General features: G+C 67.6%; 13 protein-coding genes. 7 read left to right on the forward strand and 6 right to left on the reverse strand.

The window, feature by feature from the left end:
• Positions 1-18 precede the first annotated feature (18 nt).
• Both ACFVHY_RS01770 and ACFVHY_RS01775 read left to right on the forward strand, forming a co-directional pair.
• Positions 19-1173 carry a thiolase family protein gene (locus ACFVHY_RS01770; RefSeq protein ID WP_390267575.1) on the forward strand — a complete coding sequence of 385 codons (1155 nt, stop codon included), beginning with the start codon at positions 19-21 and terminating at the stop codon, positions 1171-1173.
• 79 nt (positions 1174-1252) lie between these two features.
• The gene (locus ACFVHY_RS01775) at positions 1253-2413 is read left to right on the forward strand and encodes an acyl-CoA dehydrogenase family protein (protein ID WP_390267578.1); all 1161 of its coding nucleotides are present in this window, start codon (positions 1253-1255) and stop codon (positions 2411-2413) included.
• A gap of 19 nt (positions 2414-2432) precedes the next feature.
• Here the strand turns inward: ACFVHY_RS01775 and ACFVHY_RS01780 are convergent, their stop codons facing one another.
• The 5 genes from ACFVHY_RS01780 to ACFVHY_RS01800 all read right to left on the reverse strand — a co-directional run bounded on the left by ACFVHY_RS01780 (position 2433) and on the right by ACFVHY_RS01800 (position 8929).
• Complete coding sequence (locus ACFVHY_RS01780) at positions 2433-2642, reverse strand: hypothetical protein (protein WP_390267581.1); 210 nt, start codon at positions 2640-2642, stop codon at positions 2433-2435.
• Positions 2643-2757: 115 nt separating this feature from the next.
• The gene (locus tag ACFVHY_RS01785; RefSeq protein WP_390267585.1) at positions 2758-4005 is read right to left on the reverse strand and encodes an ABC transporter substrate-binding protein; all 1248 of its coding nucleotides are present in this window, start codon (positions 4003-4005) and stop codon (positions 2758-2760) included.
• A 106-nt stretch (positions 4006-4111) separates the two neighbouring features.
• Positions 4112-4888, reverse strand: coding sequence for an ABC transporter ATP-binding protein (locus tag ACFVHY_RS01790; protein WP_390267588.1), 777 nt, complete (start codon positions 4886-4888; stop codon positions 4112-4114).
• Positions 4885-7650, reverse strand: coding sequence for an ATP-binding cassette domain-containing protein (locus ACFVHY_RS01795; protein ID WP_390267591.1), 2766 nt, complete (start codon positions 7648-7650; stop codon positions 4885-4887). The genes ACFVHY_RS01790 and ACFVHY_RS01795 overlap by 4 nt, the downstream gene beginning before the upstream one ends.
• A gap of 46 nt (positions 7651-7696) precedes the next feature.
• Positions 7697-8929, reverse strand: a complete 1233-nt coding sequence (locus ACFVHY_RS01800) for an ABC transporter substrate-binding protein (RefSeq protein WP_390267594.1) — start codon at positions 8927-8929, stop codon at positions 7697-7699.
• Between the two features lie 466 nt (positions 8930-9395).
• On the opposite strand from ACFVHY_RS01800, the gene ACFVHY_RS01805 reads away from it, so the two are divergent.
• Both ACFVHY_RS01805 and ACFVHY_RS01810 read left to right on the forward strand, forming a co-directional pair.
• Positions 9396-10415, forward strand: coding sequence for an NAD(P)H-dependent flavin oxidoreductase (locus tag ACFVHY_RS01805; protein WP_390267597.1), 1020 nt, complete (start codon positions 9396-9398; stop codon positions 10413-10415).
• The gene (locus tag ACFVHY_RS01810) at positions 10412-12721 is read left to right on the forward strand and encodes an acyl-CoA dehydrogenase family protein (protein WP_390267600.1); all 2310 of its coding nucleotides are present in this window, start codon (positions 10412-10414) and stop codon (positions 12719-12721) included. The genes ACFVHY_RS01805 and ACFVHY_RS01810 overlap by 4 nt, the downstream gene beginning before the upstream one ends.
• A 10-nt stretch (positions 12722-12731) precedes the next feature.
• Here ACFVHY_RS01810 and ACFVHY_RS01815 read toward each other — a convergent pair whose 3' ends face one another.
• Positions 12732-13550 carry an NAD(P)-dependent oxidoreductase gene (locus tag ACFVHY_RS01815; RefSeq protein ID WP_390267603.1) on the reverse strand — a complete coding sequence of 273 codons (819 nt, stop codon included), beginning with the start codon at positions 13548-13550 and terminating at the stop codon, positions 12732-12734.
• Between the two features lie 226 nt (positions 13551-13776).
• On the opposite strand from ACFVHY_RS01815, the gene ACFVHY_RS01820 reads away from it, so the two are divergent.
• From ACFVHY_RS01820 to ACFVHY_RS01830, 3 genes are all read left to right on the forward strand, one after another.
• Complete coding sequence (locus ACFVHY_RS01820) at positions 13777-14961, forward strand: amidohydrolase family protein (RefSeq protein WP_390267606.1); 1185 nt, start codon at positions 13777-13779, stop codon at positions 14959-14961.
• 48 nt (positions 14962-15009) lie between these two features.
• Positions 15010-15252: a hypothetical protein gene (locus ACFVHY_RS01825; protein ID WP_390267609.1), complete on the forward strand. Its 243-nt coding sequence runs from the start codon at positions 15010-15012 to the stop codon at positions 15250-15252.
• 114 nt (positions 15253-15366) lie between these two features.
• Positions 15367-16662, forward strand: coding sequence for a MaoC family dehydratase N-terminal domain-containing protein (locus ACFVHY_RS01830; RefSeq protein ID WP_390268795.1), 1296 nt, complete (start codon positions 15367-15369; stop codon positions 16660-16662).
• The last annotated feature ends 10 nt before the right edge of the window (positions 16663-16672 follow it).

Here is a 16672-nt window from a genome sequence, read left to right on the forward strand (position 1 = left end):
GGAAAGGACCTCTCGGTCATGAACACTTCACGAGACGCCGTCATCGTCGAGGCGATCCGCACACCCATCGGCAAGCGCAACGGTTCACTGGCGGGGGTCCACGCCGCGGATCTGTCGGCCCTCGTGCTCCGCGAACTGATGAGCCGCACCGGGATCGACCCGGTCGACGTCGACGATGTGATGTGGGGGTGTGTCACCCAGCTCGGCGACCAGTCCAGCAACATCGGCCGATTCGCGGTGCTCGCCGCCGGATGGCCCGACTCGGTGCCGGCGGTCACGATCAACCGGGCATGCGGTTCGGGGCAACAGGCCATCGAGTCGGCGGCGCATGCCGTGATCGCCGGTGCCCACGAGATCGTCGTGGCCGGCGGGGTGGAGACGATGTCGCGGGTGCCACTCGGTGCCGCTCGCCAAACCGGATTTCCCTACGGCCAGACCGTCCTCGACCGCTACGACACCGACCGTCTCGACCAGGGGGTCGGCGCCGAACTCATCGCGCAGAGATGGGGGCTCTCGCGCCGTGACCTCGACGAGTATGCGTCGCGGTCCCATGAGCTCACCGCCGCGGCGATCGACAGCGGTGCCTTCGATGCCCAAGTGGTCCCGGTCGCGAGGGACGACGGGACGCTCGATGTCGACGAAGGACTCCGCCGCGGCACCACTCCCGAGAAGCTCGCGGGTCTGACACCGTCCTTCCGTGAGGAGGGTGTCATCCACGCCGGCAACGCATCCCAGATCTCCGACGGTGCGGCCGGCGTCGTGATCATGACGTCGGCCAAGGCCGCGGAACTCGGGTTGCAGCCCATCGTCCGTATCGCCGCGGGGACGGTCGTCGGGGACGACCCCGTAATGATGCTCACCGGACCCATCCCGGCAACCAAGAAACTGCTGGCGCGAACCGGTCTCGCCATCGACGACGTCGGGGCGATCGAAATCAACGAGGCGTTCGCGCCGGTGCCGCTCGCGTGGCAGGTCGAGGTCGGCGCGTCTGCCGATCGGGTCAACCCGCTCGGCGGGGCCATCTCGGTCGGCCACCCACTTGGGGCCTCGGGCGCGATCCTCACCACCCGACTCGTCCACCACATGCGGGACAACGGGATCAAGTATGGGCTACAGGCCATCTGCGAGGGCGGCGGCACCGCGAACGCCACGCTCTACGAACTGATCGACTGACCGCTCTCACAACCGCGGCGACGAACGACAGCGCCGACACAACAGGAAACACCACAGCCGACCGACAAAGGGGATTCCGGTGCCCGCACCGTTCTACGACGCCGATCACGATGCGTTTCGAGAGATCATGCGTGCGTTCGTCACCCGCGAGGTGGCCCCGCACCTCGATGAGTGGGAGGAGGCCCGCGAGACCGGACGCCAGGTGTGGAAGTCCGCGGGAGCGCTCGGCATCCTGGGGTTGCGGTTCCCGGAGCACCATGGTGGTGGCGGCGTGTCCGACTATCGGTTCCGGTGCGTGGTCCAGGAGGAACTCGCGCGTGTCGGCGCCGCCGCGCTGGCATCGGGGTTCTCGATCAACGAGGACATCGTCGGCTCGTACCTGAACGAGCTCGGGACCGAGGAGCAGAAGCAGCGCTGGCTGCCGGGGATGTCGCAGGGCGACGTGGTGACCTCGATCGCCATGTCCGAACCCGCCATCGGCAGCGACCTCAAGGGTATGAAGACGACAGCGGTGCGGGACGGCGACGAGTGGGTCATCAACGGCGCCAAGACCTTCATCACCAGTGGATTCTCCTCCGATGTGGTGCTGACCGCAGCTCGAACCGGCGAGAAGGACGGTCGGGCGCAGCTCTCGCTCATCCTGGTCCCCACGACCGCCCGCGGTTTCGCACGCGGCCGGAAGCTCCGCAAACTGGGATTGCACGCGCAGGACACCGCGGAGATCTCGTTCACCGACGTACGTGTGCCCGCGGAGAACCTGGTCGGCGAGGAAGGACGGGGATTCGCCCATCTCACCGCGCAATTGCCGCTCGAACGGCTGTCGATCGCGTGGCGCGCACTCACGGCGGCCGAGGCGGCCCTGGAATGGACGATCCGCTACACGAGCGAACGAAAGGCATTCGGTAAGCGGGTCATCGACTTCCAGAACACCCGCTTCCGGCTGGCGGAGATGACCACCGAGGTCGAGATCACCCGATCGTTCCTCGAGCAGGGCATCGCGGCGCTCAACGACGGACAGTTCGACGCCACGCTGGGGGCCAAGGCCAAATGGTGGACCACCGAACTGCAGAACCGGGTCATCAACGGGTGCCTGCAGATGCACGGCGGGTACGGATACATGGACGAATACCCGATCTCGCGTGCCTACGCGGACGCGCGGGTCCAGACGATCGTCGGGGGCACCACCGAGATCATGAAGGAGATCATCGGGCGCGATCTCGCCGCCCGGTATCGCGACTGACTCTCGCCCACGACAGTGTTCAGTGGTTCGACCCGTCGCTGGCGTCGCTTGGTACGACGACGTGGACGGTCGGTATCGCGGTGCCGGGTTCGGAATCTTCTTGTGCCAGCGTGACGAACGCGGTCGTGCAGGCGACGATCGCGGCGAATCGCAGGACTGCTCGGGTGCGCGGCGTCACCTGCCTGGTCATCATCGCCTGCCTGGTCATCGTCGTCCGTCTGGTCATCATCGTCTGCCTGCTCGTGGTTGCGGGCTCACTTGTGCACGGTGGTGGTCGGGCGTTCGACCGAGGCGACGACATGCCTGCGGTGCGTCGGCGTCACCGGCGCCCCGCAGGCACGAGGTCACGACGTCAGGACACTGACCTTGGTGGGGTCGGTGAGCTTGCCGTCCTTCATCGTCAGGACGATCAGGGTGGAGCTGCACAGCGACTTGAGCCCGGGCACCGCCTGCCCGTTGCAGGTGAACGTGATTCCGTCACCTGCCGGTAGTACGACGTCGGTGGCCGTCTTTATCGCCTCGCCGATCGTGGCCGGGGTGACCTCACCGGTGAGTCCTGCGGTGGCACGGATCAGGCCCAGCATTCCCTGATACCCGGTGACCGCATAACCCTCGGTGGGGGTGTCAGGCGAGTACTTCTCCATCACCGACCGGAAGAGCACGCTCTCCGGGTCGTCGGACACGGTGTCGGCGGCGCCGATGACCTTCATGTCCTCCATTCCGGATGCGCCGACGGCCGCGACCACATCGGGCGCCGCACACGTCTGCGGGGTCATGATCTGGGCGGTCGAGCCGAGGGTGTTCAGCGACTTGAGGACCGCGGTACACACCGTGGACTCGCCGTAGACCATGACCCCGTCGGGGTCGGCGTCGAGGCCGGCGCTGACCTGAGGGGTGGCGTCCGGCGAGCCGAAGGGGATGGCGATGACCCGGAAGTCGATACCCGCCGCCGCGAAGGCCGGGGCGCCGATGGTCTCCAGCGAACCGGTCGAGGCCGGACTGTCGATCGAGTACGCGACAACGGATTTCATGCCCTGCTCCTTGGCGTGGTTCGCCATGGCCTGCGAGGTGTTGGAGCCGGCCGTCCACACGTAGGAGTTGTCGCCCATGATCTCGGCCTGGCTGCCGCCGAGCGCGGTGACGTAGGGAATCCCGGCGCCGGTGATGATCGGGGTGATGACGCTACCGAGCCCGGTGCTCGTCACCACCACCGCCGCGACCTTCTCCTCGACCATCTGATTGGCGCAGTTGCGCGCCGAGGTCGGCTCCTCGGCGTTCTTGCAGACGATCAGCTCGATCGGCCGCCCGGCGATGCCGCCCAGGTTCTCGTTCGCGTATTCGACGGTGGCCTCGGCGGCCTCGCGGTTCTCGGGCTGCGAGATCGCCTGCCCGCCTTCGTTGTTGATCAGTCCGATCCGTACCGGTTCGCCGGTTGCGACCTTGCCGGGAAAGGCGTCTGACGGTGCCGACGCGCTGGTGTCGCCGCTCGCGGATTCGGTGTCGTCGCCGCACGCGGCGACCGTGGTCAACAGGGCGGCCACCGCGGCGGCGGCCAACAGGCGCGTGGCGGTCACGCGGCGGACGGTTCTCATGTGGTGGTTCCTTTCACCGGGGTGCCGTTTGTCGGCACGTCTGGGTCCGGCCGGGCGCCTCGATGGCGGTTGCGCCGGAAGGGAGTGGTCGTCGACGGAAACGGGTTCAGGGAGCGGTCGAGTCCGGAACCGTTGTCGTGCCCTCGGTGTCGGCAGCGTCATCGTCGTGACCGCCGAGGTATGCGCGTTCGATGAGCTCAGGTGTGCGCGCCAACTCGGCCGCGTCCCCCTCGAGGACGTTGTTGCCGTGCCGGAGGACCAGCGCGGTGTCGGCGACCTCGAGGGCGAGCGCGACGTGTTGTTCGACGAGGATGACGGCGGTGCCGGTGTCATCGGCCACCTGACGCATCACGGGTAGTAGTCGTTCGACGATCACCGGTGCCAGGCCCATGCTCAACTCGTCGACGAGCAGGACATGGGGATGCTGGGCGAGTGCCCGCCCGATGGCCAACATCTGCTGTTCACCGCCGGACAAAGCGCCGGCGGCGACCCGGAATCGTTCGGCCAGCCCGGGAAAGTAGGTCAGGATGCGTTCCTTCTCCGTCGCCCACGCCCGCCGCGAGGAGACGGCTAGGCGGAGGTTCTCTTCGACGGTCAGGGCGGTGAAGAGCGCGCGGTTGTCGGGGACGAGTACCAACCCGGCCTTCGAGGCGGTTCGCGCATGACCCGAGCGGATCGGCCGGCCGGCCACCTCGACGGTGCCGCCGAGGCTCGGGAGCAGGCCGGCGATGGTGAGGAGCGCGGTGGTCTTCCCGGCGCCGTTCGGGCCGAGCAGGGCGAGGATCTCGCCACTGCGCAGCTCGACATCGAACCCGCGGACACAGGGACGTCCCTTGGCGTACCCGGCGTCGAGGTCCTGGCATCTCAGTGCGGTGGTCGTCATGCCGGCAGCTCCTGTCCGCTGTGCGTGGCCCCCAGGTAGGCGCGGGTGACCACGGGGTCGGTCCGGATCTCGTCGGGGGTTCCGATCGCGATCCGCTTGCCGAGATCGAGTACGACGATCCGGTCACACACCGCCAGTACGAGTTCCATGTCGTGGTCGACCATGACGATCGTCGTACCGGCGTCGCGGATGGCGCGTAGCCGGTGCCCCAGCCACGTGCTCTCCGCGCTGTCGAGTCCAGCGGCGGGTTCGTCGAGCAGCACGACCCGGGGACGTCCGGCGAGTGCTCGCGCCACGGAGACGAGCTGACGTTGTCCCTGAGAGAGCTCCCGCACCGGCCGGTCGGCGACCTGTTCGAGATGCAGGACCTCGAAGAGCCGGGCCAAACCGGTGTCGTCGAGTGGCGGTCGATCGTCACGATGAAGCGACGCGTTCGTCCCGACGGATACGTTCTCCCGGACCGACAGATCGTCGTACAGGTCGATGCCTTGGAATGTCCGTCCCAACCCGGCGCGGCTGCGCTGGTGGGCGCGCATCCGGGCCAGGCTCGTGCCCGCCAGCGTCACCGTTCCAGTCGCGTCGGCGAAGCCGCTGATCGCGTCGATGAACGTGGTCTTGCCGGCGCCGTTGGGACCGATCAGGCCGACGATCTCACCGTCGCGGACGTCGAACGACACGCCGTCGAGGGCGGTGACGCCGCCGTACCGGACCCCCACGCCCTGCGCGGAGAGGATGAGGTCACCGATCGGACGGGCCCGTCCCGTGTAGATCTCGTCGGGGGTGAGCGCGACGTCGAGTTCCGTTGCGGCCGGGTCGTGGCGTGTACGCCCGTACCGCGACCGCAGGTCGTCGAGGCGCCGGTAGATGTCGGAGATGATGCCTTCGGGACTGACGATGACGGTGACCACCAGGAGGATTCCGGTGATGACGGAGTAGTACTCGCCGATGTTGGCGACCCGGTCGAGGAAGATGAACATGATGCCGCCCGCGCCCATCACCCCGGCGAGAATCCCGCCGGACACACAGGTGATGCCGGCGAGGTAGCAGACCGCGAACATCGCGATGCCGCCGATCGCGGTGAACGCCTCGGGGACCGCCATGGTCTGCTGGTAGGCCATCAGTGAGCCGCCCAGACCGGCGATGAAAGCGCCGATGGCGAACGCCACCAACTTGATTCGTGACACGTTGATGCCGGACGCGGCGGCGGAGCGCTCGTTGGCCCGCACCGCGAGCATCGAGGCGCCCAACCGGCTGTTGCGCAACAGGGCGACCGCGACCGCGGTGGCGACGAGCACCACCAGGCACACCACCCCGAACGCGATGCGCGGGTACGAGTCGCCGGAGCCGATGCCGAGGTCGAGGCCGAACAGCGTCGGGTTCTCGACCGCGGCGCCATCGATGCCGCCGTTGAACTTGTTGTTGCGGAACCAGAATGACTCGAGGAACACCGCGAGACCCAGGGTCACGACCGCGACCGGGAGTCCACGGACCCGCAGCGCCGGAAGCCCGACGACCACGCCGACCACGGTGGCCACGACGGCCGCGAGGATCGGCGCGATGGGGAACGGGACCCCCAGATCGACGGTGAAGCGGCTCACCATGAAGGCGCCCACACCGCCGAGGGTCAACTGTGCCAACGAGGTCTGACCGGCGAAACCGGTCACGACGACCTGCGAGAGCGCGACGATCGCCAGCGTGAAGGTCATGATGATGGCGCCGCGGTAACTGCCCTGCGTGAAGAGCAGGAAAGCCAGTGCGATGGCCGTCCACACCCCGGTGGTCAGCAGCAGGTTACGCGGTCGGGGCGCGGTGCCGAGAGTGTTCTGGATGATCGCGCCGCGAGTGGGCAGCGGTTTGCCGCGGAACACCAGGAACACCAGGATGAGCACCAGCGGGATCAGCTCGGCCATGCCCGACTGCGGTAGCCAGTCGACGGTCGACTGCAGATGCGTCATCTCCGATTGCAGCACGCCGATGCCCAGTCCCGCGGCGACCGCCGGGCCGATCGAGCTGAAGTTGCCCACCAGCGCCGCAGCCAGGGCGGGCACGATGAACAGTGTGTACGACACCGGGATGAGCGGCACGATCGGCGCGATGAGAATGCCGGAGAGTCCGGCGATCATCGTGCTGAGTGCCCAGTTGGCGTACGCGATGCGTTCCGGGGACAGACCGGTCACCAGGGCGCCGGTCTCGGACTCGGCGGCGGCACGCGTCGCCAGCCCGAAGCGGGTGAGCCGGAAGGCCAGGACGAGCGCAATGGTGATCGCCACGATGATGCAGGCGAACACCAGCCTGTCGGCCGGAATCCGCAGACCGCCGAATTCGATGATCTCGGTCGGCAGGATCGGGTCCACCGACACCGGCGTGGTACCCACGCGGGCCGCCAGCAGCGCCTGGATGGCCAGCATCAGGGCGATGGACGCAACGGCTTTCGCGGTCGCCGGCGCCGTACGCAGCAGGCGGAACACACCGAAGTACAGGAGCACGCCGAGCAGGGCGGCGATGACCAGGGAGACGGCCATCGCCGGCACCAGGCCCAGCGGCCCGCCGAGATCCACTGTCTTCGGCAGCCCTGGGATCGGGATGAGCAGTTCGCCGTTGCGCAGATAGGCGAAGGTGTAGGCGATGTACAGGGCGATCGCGCCGGTGGCGAAGTTGACGACACCCGAACTCCGGTACGTCATCACCAATGCCAACGCCAGGGCGGCGTAGACTCCGCCGTTTCCCAGGCCGAGTAACAGGAACTGGATGTCTTGCATCATGATCGTGACTCTCGTTCGGCTACAGCGAGTGGTTCGGCCCGGGTCGTCAGCCGACGGCGTTCGCGTCGACGAGCTCGCCGTCTTCGATCGTGGCGACCACGGAACCCTTGCCGCACACTGCCTTCAGCATCGGATTCGCGGTCCCGTTGCAGGTGAAGGTCAATCCGCCGCCGGCCGGGAGCACCACGTTCTCGGCCGACCGGATCGCCGCCGCGATGGCCGCGGGCGAGGTGTCCGCGTCGATGGAGGTGGTGGCCCGGACGAGTCCGAGGACGCCCTGATAGCCCACATAGGCGTAACCCGAGATGTCGGCGTCGGGGCTGTATTTGTTCATCACGCTGCGGAACAGGACGGCCTCCGGGTCATCGCCGACGGTCTCGGCGGCCGTGAAGATCTTGGTGCCGTTGATGCTGGGTCCGACGGCGCCGACCACATCCGGTGTCGCGCAACCCTGGATGGCCATCTTGGCGCCGTCGTATCCGAGGGTGCCGAGCGACTTCAGTGCCGACGTGCACAGGGTTCCCTCGCCGACGACGATGACGCCCTCGGGTTCGTCGGCCAGGCCCGCACTCACCTGCGGAGTCGCGTCGGGAGTGCCCGGCGGGATCGCGACGATCTCGAGGTTGACGCCGGCGGCCTGGAAGGCCGCCGCGCCGAAGGCACGGAGTCCGCTGACCGCGGCCGGGACATCGATCGTGTACGCGGTGACGTTCGTCATCTCGTTCGACTCGGCATAGGACGCCATCGACGCGAGGCTCGCGGGGAAACCACCGCTCCACATGTACGCGTTGTCGCCGGTGAGCTCCTGCGTGCTCTGGCCCGAGGTGGACACGTACGGGATGCCGGCTCCGGTGATGATCGGCACCAGGATGTCGCCGAGGCCGGTCGTGGTCACCACCACGGCCGAGACCTTGTTCTCGACCATCTGATTGGCGCAGTCGCGCGCCGACGTCGGTTCCTCGGCGTTCTTGCAGATCACCAGTTCGATCGGGTGCCCGCCGATGCCGCCGAGGTTCTGGTTGGCGTACTCGGCCGCAGCGCTCGCGGCCAGACGATTGTCCGGCTGCGAGATGGTCTGTCCGCCCTCGTTGTTGATCAGACCGATCTTGATCGGCGCCTTGCTCGCGACGACACCGGGGAAGGACTCCGGGGGCGCTGCCGCGTCCGATGTCGTCGAACCCCCGGTGCTGTCATCGGCGCAACCGGCCAGCGCGGTCGCGACGACCGCTGCCGACGCCATCAGCACCCCGAGAGAACGCGCGCTTCGCAAGGTCTTCATCTGTCTTCTTTCTCCGAGCCCACAACGCCGGAAGCGGCGATCGCCGGCAATTCGGCCGGCGCTGCCCCGGGAATATGGGTTACTTCACTAACTATGTGCGATGCGCCACTATTGCATGGGTGGATGGCGCATGTCACCAGTCTGTCTCAGTGAATGGAGGCGAGCTGGCGCAGCGGCATCCCATGGGTAGGGGGCTATCGGAGAGCTGGAAGTGCAGGTGAACCGCCAAATCGATGGAGTTCGCCGTTCGGCCGATGGGTCCGCACGGACGCCGGGATGATACCAGTCATCAACCGTCGGGAGTCGGTTCCGTTTCGGCGTACAAGTGTTCGTCTGCCGCTGAACCGAGATACGCCTGCCGAAAGGGGTGACATAGTGATATAAGTTCACCACGTGTCCATTGCCTGGCGGCGTCACCCGGCGTCGGCCCGCTCCGGCACGAGGACGTCGACCGAGGAGTTGTCCCATGCTCAGAACGCGCTTCACCGAGGAGTTCGGTATCGATCACCCGGTCGTCCAGGGCGGCATGATGTTCGTCGGTCGTGCCGAACTCGCGGCCGCGGTCTCGAACGCCGGCGGCCTGGGCGTGATCACCGCGTTGACCCAGCCGACCCCCGACGATCTGGCGGTCGAGATCGAACGATGTAAAGCGTTGACCGACAAGCCGTTCGGGGTGAACATCACCCTGACGCTGTCGATCAACCCGCCGCCGTTCGAGGAGTACCGCCGGGTGATCATCGATTCCGGGGTCGGGATCGTCGAGACCGCCGGGTCGGATCCGACCGTCCACATCGAGCATCTCAAGGCTCACGGTGTGAAGGTGATCCACAAGTGTACGAGTGTTTCTCATGCGCTCAAGGCGGAGCGGGCCGGCGCGGACGCCATCAGCATCGACGGCTTCGAGTGCGCCGGACACCCGGGTGAGGACGACATTCCCGGGCTCGTGCTCATCCCGGCCGCGGCCGACGCCCTGACGGTCCCGTTCATCGCCTCGGGAGGGTTCGCCGACGGCCGTGGACTCGCCGCGGCCCTCGCGCTCGGTGCCGACGGGATCAACATGGGTACCCGCTTCATGTGCACGGCCGAGAGTCCGGTGCACGACAACATCAAACAGATGGTCGTCGACTCGTCCGAGCGCGACACCCGCCTCATCATGCGCCAGCTCCGCAACAGCATGCGGGTTTCGAAGAACGCCGTCAGCGACGAAGTCATCGAGATCCTGCAGCGGGGTGGTCGGTTCCGCGACATCAAGGAGTTGGTCGCCGGAGTCCGCGGCCGGCGCGTATTCGCGGAGGGCGACCCGGAACTGGGGGTCTGGTCGGTGGGCCTGTCCCAGGGCCTGATCCACGACATCCCGCCGGCGGGCGAGATCGTGCTCCGCGCCGTGGCCGATGCCGAGGCGACGGTCTCCCGGATCGGTCGCGCGATCACCTCCGGTGAACCGGTCGGTGCGCCGGCGCTGACGGCATCGGGTGCGCAGCGGTGACAACGGTTGTCCCGCACTGGCGGGACCGGTTGACCCGGCTGCTCGACGACCACCGCCGACGTCCGCGCCCGGCGACTTCCGCCGAACGGTTCGCAGCCGCCGTGGCCTTCCAGTCCGAACTCGTCGACGCCGGGCTGGCCGCCCCGGGCTGGCCGGCCGCGGTCGGGGGCATGGAACTCGGCCTCGAGGATCAGCTCGACTACTACCGGATGATGACCTCGGCCGGCGCGCCTCGTCATCCGTGTGCCATGTCGATGATCGTCGCCCCGACCCTGATCGTCCATGGCACCGATGAACAGCGTCGGCGGTATCTCGAACCGCTGCTGCGTGCCGAAGAGTTCTGGTGCCAGGGCTTTTCCGAGCCAGGAGCCGGTAGCGACCTTGCGTCGATCTCGACCCGGGCCGTCCGCGACGGCGACGTCTACCGGGTGTCGGGTCAGAAGATCTGGACCACGATGGCCGATCGCGCGGACTGGATCTTCGCGCTCGTGCGCACCGGGGAACCCGGTCGGAGCACGGCGGGGATCACGTACCTCCTCATCGCGATGGACTCGCCGGGCATCGAGGTCCGCTCGTTGCGCGATGCCGCCGGAGGACATCACTTCGCCGAGGTCTTCTTCGACGACGTGGCTGTGCCGACGGCCAACCGCGTGGGAGACGAGGGCGAGGGTTGGTCGATCATGCGGACATCGCTCGGCCACGAACGGGCCACGGCGTTCCTCGCCGACGAGTTCAAATACCGCAGGACCGTCGATCAGGTCTTCCGCCTCGCCGTCGACCGGGGCCATGCCGACGATCCCGTCGTGCGACAAGGGCTCGCGGCGCTGGAGACCGACGTCCGCACGATCGCAAGCAACAGTGCGCGTGCACTCGATGCGGTGCTCCGCGGTGAGGATCCGGGCGGCGTGGCGTCGGTCAACCGCCTCGTGAAGTCGGAGTTCGAGCAGCGTCTGCACCGTCTCGCACTACGCCTGACCGGGTCCGGGGCGATCCTGGGAAGTCGGTCCGCGGGTGCGGTCGACGGGGGGCGCTGGACGTACGGGTACCTGATGTCGCGCGCCGCCACCATCGGCGCGGGTACCGCGGAGATCCAGCGCAACACGATCGCCGAGTCGGTACTCGGCCTGCCGTCCCACCGCGGCGAGGGACGGCGCGCCCCGGCGTTCCGGCCGGGGCGCCCGCTGGCGGCGCCCGCCGAGGACGAGGCGGCCGTCCGAGAAGCCGTGGCGCGCACGGTCGAACAACATGTCAAGGAACCGGACGCATCGGCGACCGAGGACATTCGGCAGCGCTTGTGGAACGACCTGGTGGGCTTCGGTCTGCCCGGACTGGCGATACCCGAGGACCTGGGCGGTGGCGGCGCCACCCTGCGGCTGCTGTGCGCGGCCGTCGAGGAATCCGCACACCGGCTCGCTCCGGTTCCGCTCGTGCCCGCAGTGGGTGCACTGTCGGTTCTGGTGGCCGCGGGCGCCGACGACGAGGTCCGCCTGCTCGCCGGCGGCACCCCGGCAGCGGTCGCCGCCCCGACCGGTGACGCCGGCTGGACGGTCGACGGGACGAGTGCGGTGACCGTCACCGACGGGATCCTGACCGGGGTGGTGGAGCGGGTTCCCGGAGCGGGGACCGCGCAGGTCTTCGTGGTCCTCGCGTGGGATTCGCTCGCGGCCGCGCCCGCCGTGGTGGTCGTGGACCGCGGCGCGGTCGAGGTCGACGAGCAGGACGCCCTCGACCTGACCGCCACCGTGGGGACGGTGCGTTTCGAGGGGGTGACCGGCCGGGTGGTCCGAACCGGTGACGCCGCCGGGCCGGCAATCGAGAATGCGTGCCGTACAGCGCAACTGGCACTGGCCGCGGATTCGGTCGGGATCGCCACGCGGGCAGTCGCGTCCGCGGTCGACTGGGCGGGGCAGCGCGAGCAGTTCGGCCGCCCGATCGGTTCTTTTCAGGCCGTGTCGCACAGATGTGCCGACATGCTCGTCGACGCCGAGAGTGCACGTAATCAGGTGTTGTCCGCGGCCGACCTCCTCGACGCGGCGACATCGCCGGCCGGCGGTCAGGTGCGTGACGGGTCGCGCGGCACCCTGTCCGGCGCCGAGGTGGCGGTGGCCGTGGATCTCGCGGTGGCTCAGGCGTTGTCGGCCGCGGTCCGCGTGAGCGAGGCCTGCGTTCAGGTGCACGGTGGGATCGGCTTCACATGGGAACACCACGCACATCTGCTGCTGCGGCGGGCGCTCGCGAACGAGGCCGCGATGTCGCGCCCGGAGGTCCTGCGCTCCGGTGCGGTGGGCGCGCTGCTCGATCGTTGAGCTCGGCGGCTCAGGCGGGATCGAGGTCCATCGGCCCCCGGCGCGCCGCGGCCAGGAGATCGCCGACGTCCACGCCGAGTTCTGCGGCGACCGATTCCACCGAGGCGAGATCCTTGACGAGATAGCGCGGAAGCCGTTCGCTGTAGTCTGCCGCGCTCTGTCCGGAGCGTGAGATGTATCGGCCTGCGGTGCTTCCCCCGCTGCAGTCGGCAAGCACCGCGAGCAGCGACCCGTCGTCGACACCCAGCTGTCGGCCGATCGACAGGGCTGCGAGTGTGGCTTGCGAACACACGGCGAACAGTGCGTTGTTGAGGAGTTTGGCGACGAGAGCGGCGCCCAGCGGGCCCACCCGGTGTACCGGTGACGCATAGGCCGACACCACATCAGCGGCCCGGTCGAGCGCTGCGGTGTCGTCCGCGGCCAAGAGGACTGTCAGCGCGCCCTGACGGATCGCTTCCGGGGTCCCGCTGAACGGTGCCTCGACGACCGCCACGCCTCGGGAGGCCCCGAGCTCCGCCAGGCGCCTCATGCGCGTGGGGCTTCCGGTGGTGTGCGAGACCATGATCGACCCGGGCCGCATCCGTTCGATGACCGGCGAGATGACCTCGATCAGCTGCCTGTCGTCGAAGAGACACGCGATGACCACCTCGTTGGCGGCGAGATCGGTGGGCTGCTCGACCAGGACGGCACCTCGGCCGTACAACCGTTTTCGTACGTCGTCCCGGCGGGCGTAGACGGAAATCGGGTGCCGTCCCTCGGCCAGCAGGCGCTCCACCATCGGTTCGCCGATGTGTCCCGTGCCGACGAAGCCGACGCGTGTTCTGTTCATGTGGCGTCCTGTCAGGAGTAGACGGAGCAGAAATTCGGACTAACTAGTCATACCAAGTGGAGCGGCCACGACGGCCGGGTCCGTCCGCTCGGTGGGAAGTCGTCCCACTTGACGAGAGCGGTCCCGCAGGGCGGGAGGGTGCGCCGGGGTCTTGCCAAAAGTCCGTAGTCTGCAACATAGTTATATTAGTAACCGGGTCACCCGGATTTGCGAGAGGACCGGACACATGCCCCTTCAGGACCACATGCAACTCATCTCGACGGACGACCACCTGATCGAACACCCCCGTCTGTGGGCGGATCGACTCCCGCGCAGGTACCAGGATGCCGGGCCGCGGATCATCGAGAAGGAGATGCCGCGATCCATTCACGCCGGAGACGGCGGGCGCGCGGACGGCAGTACCAAGGTGGCCGAGGTCTGGCAGTACGAGGGGCGCATCTACCCCTATATCGGGCTGAATGCGGTCGCCGGCAAGAAACCTGAGGAGTACGGCGCCGAACCGACCCGCTACGAGGACATGATCCCCGGCTGCTACGACCCCCGGGCCCGGCTCGGCGACATGGACATCGACGGTGTGCACGCGACCCTGTCGTTCCCGTCGTTCCCGCGGTTCGCGGGCACGGTGTTCCTCGAGGCGGAGGATCGAGACCTCGCCCTTTTGTCGGTCCAGGCCTGGAACGATTACGTCCTGGACGAGTGGTGCCCGACCGACCCGGAGCGTCTCATCCCGCTCACCATCCTTCCGCTCTGGTCGATCGAGGAGTCGGTCAAGGAGATCCACCGCACCGCCGCGAAGGGTTCCCGGACGATCTCCTTTCCCGAGAATCCGCACCCCCTCGGCCTTCCGTCGTTCCACACCGATCACTGGGACCCGGTCTTCCGCGCGGTCGTCGAGACCGGGCAACCCCTGTGCGTGCACTTCGGAACCTCAGGCAAGCCGCCGATCACCGCGCCCGAGGCGCCGATGGCGGTCATGACGGCGCTCTTCGGCTGCAATTCGATGTACGCGACGGCCGACCTGCTGTTCTCACCGACCTTCCACAACCATCCAGAGCTCAAGTTCATGCTCTCCGAGGGCGGCATCGGGTGGGTTCCGTACATGCTCGAGCGGATGGACGGGGTGTGGGCGAAGCATCGGTACTACCAGAACATCAACCAGACCAAGAAGCCGTCGGAGTTGTTCGCCGAACACATCTTCGGGTGCTTCATCGATGACGACTTCGGTCTGGACAATCGCCACCTCGTCGGTATCGACAACATCACGTGGGAGAGCGACTACCCGCATTCGGACTCGAACTGGCCGAACAGTCGCAAGATCGTCCACGATGCGATGCGGGACGTTCCCGACGAGGACGTGCACAAAATCGTCGAGCTGAATGCCCGTCGCCTGCTGCGGTTTCCGCGCACATGAGACGTCTGGAACCGACCCCGAAGCCGTCGGGACGAGGAAGGGAGCGACATGCACGAGCCGATTGAACAGATCCCTCGGCACGACTGGGTCGACCAGGATCTGCTGACCCGCGAACTCGCCGGATCGTTGCTGGACACCGAGATCGCCGCCGAGCGGGAGCGCCTGGCGCGCGTCGATCGCGGCGAGGCGGGCGAGGACATCGTGATGAGTCGGGCGGACATGGAGCGTCGTCTCGCCGCGATGGAGGCGATCCGCGCCCGGGTGCACGACGAGGCGACCATCCGCTTCTGACGCGGACGACCGACACAGCGCCACCGCTCGCGGCACCCGTCGCGAGCACACGAGGGAGGACTCGACGTGACCACGAGAACGACGTCCGGGACCGAGGCGACGCGCGAGCGTGCGCTGGACCCAGACGAGCGGCACACCGGCCAGAAGACGGATCCGGAGCAACCGGAGAAGGTGTACACGTTCAAAGACGAGGACATCGCCCGCGCCCGCGACCTGGTCGGGGTGTATCACGCGGTGCGCAAACGCGAACAGTTCTCGCGCGCGAGTCCGGACATCATGCGCGCCTTCGCCCGGAGTTACGGTGACGACAACCCGCTCTTCGTCGACGAGGACTACGGCGAGACCACGCGATGGGGCGGACAGATCGCACCACCGATGATCAACATCGCGGTGACGAAGGACCTGTATGCCGATCCGATCCCCAAAGAGCAACGGCGCCCGCCTTTTCGGGGCATCCACGTGTTCGTCTCGGGCAGCACCACGGACTGGTATCGCCCAGTGATGGACGGCGACACCATCTATTCGTTCGAGGGGTTCGACAACGTCGAGTTCAAAGAGTCCCGGTTCGCCGGCCGGTCGCTGGTGGTCACCCGAATCCATGTGCAGTTCAACCAGCGCGCCGAGATCGTGCAGATCCAGCGTGTGCTCACCATCCACACCGAGCGGCACGAGTCCAAGAAGCGCAAGAAATACGACACGATCGAACCGGCGTCGTACACACCCGCCGACATCGCCGCGATCGACGAGGTCTACGCCGCCGAGACACGACGCGGGTCCGACACCCGATACTTCGAGGACGTCGAGGTGGGGGAGTCGATGGGCACGATGGCCAAGGGTCCGCTCACGGTCACCGACATGGTCGTGTTCCACTCGGGCGGATACGGTTTCGCGCCGTACACCCCCTGCACCGGCCGACTGTGGCACGAGAACCGGCAGCGGATCGGGCCGTTCTACATACCCAACGAGCAGGGAATTCCCGACGTCGCGCAGCGTATCCACTGGGACGCCGAGTACGCGCGGTCCATCGGCCTGCCGGCCTCCTACGACTACGGCATGATGCGGGACTGTTGGCTCAGTCATTTCCTCACCGACTGGGCCGGAGACGACGGGTGGGTGGAGAAGATGTCAAGCCAGATGCGCAAGTTCAACTATCTCGGGGACGTGCACATGTTCACCGGTGAGGTCGTGGGCAAGCGCGTCGTCGACGACCGCCATCTGGTCGACGTGGAACTGCGCGGAACCAGTCAGCGCGGGGAGGTGACCTGCCCGGCCACCGCCACCGTGTCGTTGCCCAGCCGTGAGAGCGGGTTGGCGCGGTTGCGGACGCCGCCGGCCGAGCTCGAGAGCATCGCGGCCCAGATGCTCGCCCGGCACGAGACACTGCGATCCGAGGCCCGCCGGCATTCGTGACCCCGGTGTC

Source organism: Gordonia sp. NPDC127522, from assembly GCF_042672305.1.
Taxonomy (GTDB): Bacteria; Actinomycetota; Actinomycetes; order Mycobacteriales; family Mycobacteriaceae; genus Gordonia; species Gordonia hongkongensis.

Excerpts from the sequence above, each read along its gene's own strand:
- ACFVHY_RS01770 (WP_390267575.1), top strand. The coding sequence starts at position 19 with ATGAACACTTCACGAGACGCCGTCATCGTCGAGGCGATCCGCACACCC.
- ACFVHY_RS01780 (WP_390267581.1), bottom strand. The coding sequence starts at position 2,642 with ATGATGACCAGACGGACGACGATGACCAGGCAGGCGATGATGACCAGG.
- ACFVHY_RS01785 (WP_390267585.1), bottom strand. The coding sequence starts at position 4,005 with ATGAGAACCGTCCGCCGCGTGACCGCCACGCGCCTGTTGGCCGCCGCC.
- ACFVHY_RS01790 (WP_390267588.1), bottom strand. The coding sequence starts at position 4,888 with ATGACGACCACCGCACTGAGATGCCAGGACCTCGACGCCGGGTACGCC.
- ACFVHY_RS01795 (WP_390267591.1), bottom strand. The coding sequence starts at position 7,650 with ATGATGCAAGACATCCAGTTCCTGTTACTCGGCCTGGGAAACGGCGGA.
- ACFVHY_RS01800 (WP_390267594.1), bottom strand. The coding sequence starts at position 8,929 with ATGAAGACCTTGCGAAGCGCGCGTTCTCTCGGGGTGCTGATGGCGTCG.
- ACFVHY_RS01805 (WP_390267597.1), top strand. The coding sequence starts at position 9,396 with ATGCTCAGAACGCGCTTCACCGAGGAGTTCGGTATCGATCACCCGGTC.
- ACFVHY_RS01815 (WP_390267603.1), bottom strand. The coding sequence starts at position 13,550 with ATGAACAGAACACGCGTCGGCTTCGTCGGCACGGGACACATCGGCGAA.
- ACFVHY_RS01820 (WP_390267606.1), top strand. The coding sequence starts at position 13,777 with ATGCCCCTTCAGGACCACATGCAACTCATCTCGACGGACGACCACCTG.
- ACFVHY_RS01825 (WP_390267609.1), top strand. The coding sequence starts at position 15,010 with ATGCACGAGCCGATTGAACAGATCCCTCGGCACGACTGGGTCGACCAG.